This window comes from Pseudomonas sp. GW821-FHT02A08 (assembly GCF_059422045.1).
On sequence record NZ_JBWKWD010000034.1, the window covers coordinates 55,516 to 65,909 of the forward strand.

The window sequence follows — 10,394 nt, forward strand, 5'->3', positions numbered from 1 at the left end:
TGACGGCGGCGCTCAAGGGCACCGCCGACCGAATCAGTCCGCCGCGGATTGCGCTGCCGGCGCGCCACGGTTCGCCGAGCGACGCTTGATCGCCATGGCGCCGCCGAGCAGTGCCTTGCGTTGCTCGTTCAAGCGCGCATCGGCACGGCGCTGCACCTCGGCCGCCAGGTCCAGCAACTCGCCGACCTGCAACCCGTCAGCGCGTATCAGCGCTTCGAGTACCGCCCGGATCTGCTCGAACAAGGACTCCAGCGTGCTCGGCAGGTACTGGCCCACCGGCGTTTCGAAACTCAAGTGAATGTGCTCGGCATCGTTGTAGAACGCGGCGACCATGCCGATCTCGGCGGCCTGACGTCCGGACGGGAAGTCCTCGACCTGCAGGCCCTCCATCGACGGCAGGCGACCAACGCCCTCCTGGTAGATCAGCTTGATGTCGAACAGCGGCGAACGGCCGGCCCGACGCGGCAGGCGCAAGACTTCCACCAGGCGCTCGAACGGCAGGTCCTGATGGTCCGAAGCTTCCAGCACCGCACGGCGACAGGCCTCCAGCAACTGCGCCGCCGACTGCTCGGCATCGACCTCCACTTGCAGTACTAATTGGTTAACGAAGAAACCGACCATTTCTTCAAGCCCGGCTTGATTTCGGTTGGCGATATCGGTGCCGATGCGCACCCGACTGACCTCGGTACGCTGGCGCAGGACCAGGGTGAAACCTCCCAGCAGCAGCATGAACAGCGACAGGTCGCGCTGTTGGGCAAAGTCGCGCAACTGCTGGCTGAGTTCGCCGCTGAAGGTGAAATGGGCACTGGCACCCTCTTGCGCCGTGCGCCGGTCGCCATCGGCGGGCAACTCCAGCACGGCTTGCGGCTCAGCGAGGCGCTGCTGCCAGTAGTCGAGCTGGCGTTGCAACTCGCCGCCCTGCTCCAGCCACTGGCGCTGCCATTTGGCGAAGTCGGCGTATTGCACGCCGTGCGCCGACAGTTTCGGGGTCTGGCCACGGCTGAGGGTTGGATAGAGCGTGACGAATTCATTGATCAGCACGCGGAACGACCAGTCATCGGCGACGATGTGATGCACCGTCAGCAACAGCACATGCTGGTCATCCGCGACCCGCAGCACCCGCACCCGCAGCAACGGGCCGTGGCGCAGGTCGAATGGCCGCGCGACTTCCTCGCGGGCCAGGTGTTGCGCCTCGACGTCCGGCGCCGGCAGATGCCGCAGGTCGCCGGCCTCGAAGCTCAACGGCAATTGCCCGTGGACCCGCTGCCAGGCCTGGCCGTCTTCCTCGTAAAAGGTGGTGCGCAACACGGCGTGACGCTGCACCAGGGTTTCGAAGGTCTGGCGCAGGGCGTCGAGGTTCAACTCGCCCCGTAAGCGCAGGGCACCCGGCATGTTGTACATCGAACTGTCCGGCGCAAGGCTCCACAGGAACCACAAGCGCTGTTGGGCAAAGGACAACGGCTGGCGTTCGCCGGAGGTGTCCGCTACCAGCGCCGGGCGTTCACAGCTGTGTTGCAGCGCCTGCACCTGAACGGCGAAATCTTTGAGGCGCGGATGTTCGAACAGGCTGCGCAGGCTCACCGAAAGGCCCAGGCGCTGGCGGATCTGCGAGACGATTTGCGTCGCCAGCAACGAGTGCCCGCCCAATTCGAAGAAGCTGTGTTCCCGGTCGACGCGACTGACCTGCAGCACCTGCTGCCAGATCTGCGCCAGCCGGATTTCCAGTGCCCCTTGTGGTGCGCTACCGGTGGCGGCCTCCCAGACTGGCGGGGCCGGCAACGCGACGCGGTCGAGTTTGCCGTTGCGGTTGAGGGGTAACGCGGCCAGCACCACCAGTTGCGTCGGCAGCATGTACTCCGGCAGGCGCTCGCCCAAGGCGCGGCGTACGGTGTCGGTGAGTTGACGCGCATCCGCCGCCAGCAGCTCATCACTGGCCGGCACCACGTAGCCGATCAACTGCTTGCCACCGACGCCTTCGTGCACCAGCACCGCGGCTTCGCTGATCATGGGCAGGCCTTGCAGGTGCGCCTCCAGTTCACCGAGTTCGACGCGGAATCCGCGAATTTTCACCTGATGATCGATACGCCCCAGGTATTCCAGTGCGCCGTCCTCGCGATAGCGCGCCAGGTCGCCGCTGCGGTACAGCCGGGCCCCCGGCGTGGCGGAAAACGGATCGGCAATGAAACGCTCGGCGCTCAAACCCGGACGCTGGTGATAGCGCTGGGCGAGTCCCGTATCACCACCGATGCACAACTCGCCGACGCAACCGGTCGGCAGCAGGTGGCCTTCGCTGTCCAGCACATACAACGCACGCCCAGGCAGCGCTTTGCCGATGGGCACGCCAAGGTGATTGCGGGTATCGGCCAGCGTGCACTCATGGGTGCTGGACACCACCGTAGCTTCGGTCGGCCCGTAGGTATTGAGCAGGCGCACATCGCCCAGACCGGCGGCATGCCACAACTTCAGGCCTTCCAGCGACATGGCCTCGCCACCGACGTGGACCTGACGCAAGCGCCCTTTCTCACGCTGCGGTTGCGCAGCCCACTCTTGGGCCAGCAAGAACCAGTAGGCGGCCGGCAGGTCGGCCAGGGTCACGCCGCGCGAGATGATCTGTCGATAAAGCGTGTCGGTGTCCCACAACTCATCGCCGCGCATCACCAGCGCCGCACCCACGCACAGCGGCGGGTAGCACTGCTCGACAAAGCCGTCGAAGCTGAACGTGGCGAATTGCAGCACGCGGTCCTGCGGGGTGAGTCGTGAATAGTCCGCCGCAGTCACGCAGAACTCGCGCAGCGCGGCATGGGCCAGGCACACGCCTTTCGGGCGCCCGGTGGAGCCGGAGGTGTAGATCAGGTAGGCGAGGTTTTCGGCGCTGGCGAGGTTGACCAGGTTGTCGGTGCAATACCCGGCGTCTGCGCCCGGCTCCAGCGCCAGGCGCGGCAACCCTTGCGGCAGCGCTACATCGGTGAGCAAACCCGGTTGCGCCAGCAGCAGATCCATGCCGCTGTCTTCGATCATGTAGGCCAGACGCTCGGCCGGGTAATCCGGGTCGAGCGGCACGTAACCGGCGCCGGACTTGAGAATGGCCATCAGGCCGACGATCAGTTGCGCATTGCGCCGCACCGACAGGCCCACCCGCTGCCCCGGTGCCACACCGTGGGTGCGCAGGCGATGGGCGAGCTGGTTGGCTTGCGCATTGAGCTGGGCGTAAGTCAGGCACTCGTCACCGACCATTACCGCCAGCGCGTCGGGGGTGCGCGCCGCCTGTTGCTCGAAACGCTGATGGGCCAGCAACGGGCTGTCGAGTGGCGGCGCAGGCGGACGCGACCCGGCCAACACGTTTGCTTGAGCCTGTGCATCGAGCAAGCTGACCGCGCCCAGTGCCTGCTGTGGCTGTGCGACGAACTGCTCCAGCACCTGCAACAGGCTGGCGCCCAACTGGCTGATCTGCGTAGCGCTGAACCGGCTGCGGTCGAAACTGAAATCCAGACGCAGGCTGGCGCCGACTTCGATGCCCAGGGTCAAGGGGTAACTGGTGATTTCGTGATTGTGCAGCGCGCCGAAGGTCAGGCCCGCCGGCGCCCCTTGCTTGAGTGCTTCGGCCACAGGGAAGTTCTCGAACACCACCAGGCTGTCGAACAGCGCCCCCTGTTGCCCGGCCCAGCCCTGAATGTCATACAACGGCACGTGCTCGAACTCGCGCAGGCTCAGGTTCAGGGCTTGCAGGTCGCTGAGCCATTGGGCCACCGACTGCCCTGCCTGCGGTGCGGCGATGATCGGCAAGGTGTTGATGAACAGCCCCAATTGCTGCTCGATGCCCGGCAGCGGCGCGGAGCGTCCGGCCATGGTGGCGCCGAACGCCACGCAGGATTGGCCGGTGTAGCGCTGCAACAGCAGGCCCCACGCGCCTTGCAGCAAGGTGTTGAGGGTGATTTTCTGCTGGCGGGCGAAATCGCCCAGGCGCTGTAGCGCGGCGCTTTCAAGGGTCAATTGGTGCTCGCCCATGCCGCGTCCTTCGACCGGTGTCGGCAAGGCTTGCGCCAGCAGCGTCGGCGTTTCCAGTGGCGCCAGCGCTTGCTTCCAGAACTGCTCGGCGGCCAGCAGCGGCTGCTGTTGAATCCAGCCCAGATAATCGCGGTATTGCCCCAACGGCCTGGCCAGCGTCTGCCCGGCATAGTGCTGGATCACTTCGCCGAGCAACTGCGCGTTGCTCCAGCCGTCCATGAGGATGTGATGGCTGGTGTAGATCAGGTGCCAGTCTTGCGCTCCTTGGCGCACCAGCACCAGGCGGAACAAGGGCGCGGTGCCGAGTTCGAAGCCGCGACTGCGCTCTTCGGCGGCCAGTGCATCGAGGTCGACATCGGCCGCTTCGATCACTTGCAGTTGCAGGTCGATCTGGCGATGAATCACCTGGTGCGCGCACTCAAGCCCCAGCCAGTGGAAGCTGCTGCGCAGGATGTCGTGACGGTTGATCGCCGCCTGCCAGGCCCGGCCGAATGCCGCCAGCTCCAGTCCCTGGATGTCCAGGCGCAATTGATTGATGTAAGCCTCGGCCTGGGGTTCGTACAGGGTGTGGAACAGCATGCCCTGTTGCATCGGCGTCAGCGGGTAAACGTCCTCGATGTCCGGCGCCGCAACAGGCAAGGCATCGAGTTGTGCCTGGGTGATGCGCGCCAGCGGGAAGTCCGACGGCGTGGCCTGGCCTGGTGTTGTCGCGCAGCAATGTTCGATCAGTGCCTTGAGCTCTTCGGTGTAGGCATCGGCCAGTTGTTGCACCGTGGATTCGGCGAACATGTCGCGGCTGAAACCCCATTGCAGCGAGAGCTGTCCGCCATAGACCTGGCCTTCTACGGTCAGCCAGTTGGCCAGCGGCGCATCATCGCCCTGGGCCTGACCAGCGCTTTGCGCGGCCGGGACGAACAGTGCAGCCTCATCGAACTGACGGTCGAACTGCCCCAGGTAGTTGAAGGTGATACGAGGCACCGGCAAGTCCTGCAGAAGCTGGCGCTGCGCCGGCTCGCCGAGATAGCGCAGCAACCCATAGCCCAGGCCTTTGCCGGGAATGGCGCGCAGTTGTTCCTTGATCGACTTGATCGAATTCGCCGCCCCGACCTCGGGTTGCAGGCGCACGGGAAACAGGCTGGTGAACCAGCCAACGGTGCGGCTCAGGTCGAGGTCGTCACCCAGGTCCTCGCGGCCGTGGCCTTCGAGCTGGATCAGCGTCGAGCCCTGCCCGCTCCAGCGGCAGATGACCCGCGCCAGCGCCGTGAGCAACAGATCATTGACCTGGGTGCGATAGGCCGCCGGGGCCTGTTGCAGCAACAGGCGGGTCAGTTCGGCGTCCAGTGTCGATTCGATCTTGTGCCCGTGGCGCTGCTGCAAGCTGCCCTGCGGATGGTCACACGGCAGGTCCCGGGCATCCGCCAGTTGCGCCTGCCAGTACGGCATTTGCGCAAGGATGGTGACGGCATGCTGTTGCAGGTGCGCGGCCCAGGTTTGGTAGGCGCTGGTTTTCTCGGGCAGCGCCATTTGCCGGTAAGCCTGTTGCAAGTCTTCGAGCAACACCCGCCACGACACCCCGTCCACGGCCAGGTGATGGACCACCACCAGCAGGCGCTGGCTGCCGTCGTCGAGGCTGACCAGCAAGGCACGCAGCAGCGGCCCGTTTGCCAGATCGAGGCTGCGTTGCGCTTCATCGCACAGGGCGGTCAAGGCTTCGGTCGAAGACGCCCGACGCCGCCACAATCCAGCTGACTCGACTGGCGCTGCGTGGCGCTGCTGCCAGCCTTCGGAGCCATCGATAAAGCTTAGGCGCAAGGCGTCGTGGTGGTTGATGACGGTAACCAACGCTCGCTCCAACGCCTCAGGATTCAACGCTTCCCGGGGTGTCAGCAGCAGCGACTGGTTCCAGTGCCGGCGCTGGGCGATGGCCTGTTCGAAGAAGTAATGCTGGGCCGGGGTCAGGATCACCTCGCCGCTGACCGGGCCTTGATCGATGCTGCTGCGGCTGTCGAACGCCGCGACCAACGCCAGGCTGCGCACGGTCTGGTACTGGAACAGGTCGCGCGGGCTGAGGCGAATGCCCGCCTGACGGGCGCGGCTGACCACCTGGATGGAAATGATCGAGTCGCCGCCGAGCTCGAAGAAGTTGTCTTCAAGGCCCACAGGTTGCGTGCCCAATACGTCCTGCCAGATCTGCGCCAGCGTGGTCTGCATGGCATCTTGCGGTGGAACGAACGCCTGTTGCGGCGCGGCGTCCGGTTGCGGCAACGCCTTGCGGTCGAGCTTGCCGTTGGCGGTCACCGGCAAGGCATCCAGCGGCATCAGGTAGGTGGGCACCATATATTCCGGCAGGCTGCCGAGCAGCCAGGCCTTGAGGGTTTGCGGCCATTGCGCATCGGCGTCGGCGTTTTCCAGCACCAGATAGGCCACCAGATGCTTGCCGCCTTGCACCAGCACCACGGCTTCACGCACCAAGGCATGCTGCATCAGGCGGGTTTCGATCTCCCCCAGTTCGATGCGCAGGCCGCGCAATTTGACTTGATGATCCAGGCGACCGAGGTATTCGATCACACCGTCGGCACGCTGTCGCACGCGGTCGCCGGTGCGGTACAAACGCGCGCCGTCGTGGAACGGACACGGCACGAAGCGTTCGGCGGTGAGCGCCGGACGCCGGTGATAACTGCGTGCCAGCCCGGCGCCGCCGAGGTACAACTCCCCCGCCACCCCGGCCGGAACCGGGAGCAATTGCGCATCCAGCACATGGGTGCGCAGGTTGGCGATGGGCCGGCCGATGGGCACACTGTCGGCGCCTTCGTCGATGCAGGTCCAGTGGGTCACGTCGATGGCCGCCTCGGTCGGGCCGTACAGGTTGTACAGCCCGGCGCCCGGCAGCTTTTTGAACACCTGCAATTGGGCATCCAGCGGCAAGGCTTCTCCGCTGCAGACAATGCGCTTGAGGCTGGTGCACGCCTCGACACCCGGCTCATGGATGAACGCCTGGAGCATCGACGGCACAAAGTGCAGCGTACTGATGCCGTAGTCATCGATCAGGCGGATCAACTGCGCCGGTTCACGATGCGCCCCCGGCGGCGCCACCACCAGGCGCGCGCCAGTCATCAGCGGCCAGAAGAACTCCCACACCGACACATCGAAACTGAATGGGGTTTTCTGCAATACCGAGTCGCTGCCATCGAGCCCATAAGCCTGCTGCATCCAGCACAAGCGATTGACCAGCGCTGCGTGACTGTTGCCGGCACCTTTGGGCTTGCCGGTGGAACCGGAGGTGTAGATCACGTAGGCCAGGTTCAACGGATGCACGTCGACCTGCGGACAGGTTTCGCTGTAACCGTCGAGCCAGTCCTGTTCCTGATCCAGGGCGATGACCTTGACGCCCTCGGTGGGCAGTGCGCCGATCAAGGTGCTTTGGCTAAGCAGCAGGTCAATCGCGCTGTCTTCGATCATGTAGGCCAGGCGTTCGGCCGGGTACTCCGGGTCCAGCGGAACGTAGGCACCACCGGCCTTGTGAATCGCCAGCAGGCCGATGACCATTTCCAGCGAACGCTCGACGCAGATCCCCACCAGCACATCCGGGCCGACACCCTGCTCACGCAGGCAGTGCGCCAGTTGATTGCTGCGGGCATCGAGTTGCCCGTAGCTGAGCTGGTGATCGCCAAACACCAGCGCCGGCGCGTCGGGGGTGCGTCGGGCCTGGGCCTGGATCAACTGGTGCATGCATTGCTCGACCGGATAGGCCTCGGCGGTGCGGTTCCAGTCCCGCACCAGAACTTGCCGCTCATCCGCCGTCAGCATCGGCAACTCGCCGACTTTTTGCGTCGAGTCGTCGACTATCGCCTGCAACAGGCGCGTCCAGTGCCCGGCCATGCGCGCAATGGTATCCGCCTCGAACAGGTCGCTGGCGTAGGTCAGCGCGGCGTGCAGCTTGCCGCCCTTCTCCCAGGTGTCGAGGGTCAGGTCGAACTGGGTGGTGCGGCTTTGCCTGTCGATGCTGCCCAGCACCAGGCCGGAGGCGGTGCTGACCGAGGCCATGTCGGCCACGTGCGGCTGGTGGTTGTACATCACCTGGAACAACGGCGTGTGGCTGAGGCTGCGTTCCGGTTTCAGCGCTTCGACCAGGCGCTCGAACGGCAGGTCCTGATGGGCCTGGGCGCCGAGGGCGGTGTCCTTGATGGTGCGCAGCAGGTCGTCGACCCGGGTCTGGCCGTCCAGTTGCGTGCGCAGCACCTGGGTGTTGACGAAGAAGCCGATCAGGCCTTCGATTTCCGCGCGGTTGCGGTTGGCGATGGGCACGCCGACGCGGATGTCGGTTTGCCCGGTGTAGCGATGCAGCAGCGTGTTGAAGGCGCCGAGCAACAGCATGAACAGGGTGATGTTGTGCTTCTGCGCGGTGTTGCGCAGTCGCTCGGCCAGTTGTGCCTCGACCGCGAATTCGTAGCGGGTACCGCGATAACTCGGCATCGCCGGGCGCGAATGGTCCAGGGGCAACTCCAGCACGGGGTGTTCGTCACCCAATTGCGCCTGCCAGTACGCCAGTTGCCGCGCCTGCTCGCCCGCCTCCAGCCAGCGGCGCTGCCACAGGGCGTAGTCGCTGTACTGGATCGGCAATGACGCCAGCTGCGGTTGCACGCCCGCATCGAAAGCGTCGTAGCAGCGGATGAATTCGTCGATCAACACGTTCATCGACCAGCCGTCGGAGACGATGTGGTGCAGGGTCAGCAGCAGGACATGTTCCTGCTCGGCGAGCTTGAGCAAGGTCACCCGCAGCAGCGGACCGGTCGACAGATCGAACGACAGCACCGATTGCTGTTCGGCGGCCTCGGCCACGGCACGTTCGCGCTCATTGGCAGGCAATGCGCTGAAGTCCATGTGTTCGATCCGCAGAGGCGCGGTGGCCGGCACTTGCAGCAAGCTGTCGTCGGCCTGACGGGCGAACACCGTGCGCAGGGTTTCATGCCGCGCCACCAGGCTGGCGAACGCCTGCTCCAGCGCCGACAGGTTCAGGCACCCGCTCAGCCGCACCGCGCCCGGCAGATTGTACGCGCCGCTGTGAGGGTCCAGTTGCCAGAGGAACCACATGCGCTGCTGGGCGTACGACAGCGCCTGGCGATCCTCGGCCTCGATGCCGGCCGGAATCGGGAAACGGGCGAAATCCACGCCCTCCTTGTGCAAGGCTGCAAGGAACATCTGGCGCTTTTCCAGGGGCAACCCGATAAACCGGCGAGCAAGTTTCAAGGAGTCTTCAGCATTCATCTATCGGCATCCGCATCAGTAGGCAGCAGGCGCAAAGGCGCGTCGTGCCTATAAAACGAATGCAGGCGGGAAAAATTAGCGCAGGGGGGCAAGTATCAGGGAGGGGTGAAACGCGAGATTCAGGGCTGCTGAAAATCAAAAAAAGTGGGAGCGGGCTTGCTCGCGAAGGCGGTGTGTCAGTCACATGCATAGCGTCTGATACACCGCCTTCGCGGGCAAGCCCGCTCCCACAGGTTTTGTGGTGAATTCAGAATAGGGTTAATGCCGTCGATGATGCCCCTCAAGCTGATCCTTGATCACCCGCAGCACCTTGGCTTCCTGCTCATGGATGAAGAAGTGCCCGCCCGCCAGCATGTCCACCGAGAAACTGCCGCGGGTTTCCTGGCTCCAGCCGATCAACTGTTCGGCGGTGGCGCGGTCGGTCTTGCCGCCGAGCACATGCACCGGGCACTTGAGCAACGGGCGCTGCACCGGTTCGAAACGCCCGCACAGCAGGAAGTCCGCGCGCAGCACCGGCAGGGTCAGGCTCATCAACTCTTCGTTGGCCAAGACCTCTTCGCTGGTACCGTTGAGGGTGCGAAGTTGCTCGATCAGTTCGGCGTCGGTCTTGGGCTGGGCAAAGCCCCGGTCGTAGTCGGCGCGCAGGGTCGGCGCGGCGGTGCCCGAGGCGAACAGCGCTACCGGTTCCGGGCAACCCAGGGAGCGAAACGCATGGGCCATCTCGCAGGCCAGCAACGCGCCCATGCTGTGCCCGAACAACGCGTACGGCGCCTTCAGCGTGGCTTTTTGTTCCTGGGCCAATTGCAGCGCCAGGCGCCGCATGTCGGTGTGCAGGGGCTCGCCGTACCGCGCGCCGCGCCCCGGCAGTTCCACCGGTTGCAGCGTGAGCCACTGCGGCAGCTTGCGCCGCCAACGGCTATAGACCATGGCACTCGCGCCCGAATAGGGCAGGCACAGCAAAGTCAGCGGGGTCACCGGGCTTTCCTCGAAAGATGTCTGTCTGGAGAACGGACGAGGTGTAGCCGGAATTAGTCGCAGATCCAAATGTGGGAGCGGGCTTGCTCGCGAAGGCGGTGTGTCATGTAACATTGATGTCGACTGACACACCGCCTTCGCGAGCAAGC

General features: G+C 64.9%; 2 protein-coding genes. Both read right to left on the reverse strand.

Translation table 11 applies throughout. The features are described 5' to 3' along the window. Positions 1–33: 33 nt before the first annotated feature. Positions 34–9,270: an amino acid adenylation domain-containing protein gene (locus AC07W4_RS21510; protein WP_495033900.1), complete on the reverse strand. Its 9,237-nt coding sequence runs from the start codon at positions 9,268–9,270 to the stop codon at positions 34–36. Between the two features lie 258 nt (positions 9,271–9,528). Continuing rightward, positions 9,529–10,245, reverse strand: coding sequence for a thioesterase II family protein (locus tag AC07W4_RS21515; protein WP_495033901.1), 717 nt, complete (start codon positions 10,243–10,245; stop codon positions 9,529–9,531). Between the last annotated feature and the right edge of the window lie 149 nt (positions 10,246–10,394).

What these genes read in the sequence shown, in the direction of transcription:
- AC07W4_RS21510 (WP_495033900.1), bottom strand. Translation starts at nt 9,270, where the DNA reads ATGAATGCTGAAGACTCCTTGAAACTTGCTCGCCGGTTTATCGGGTTG.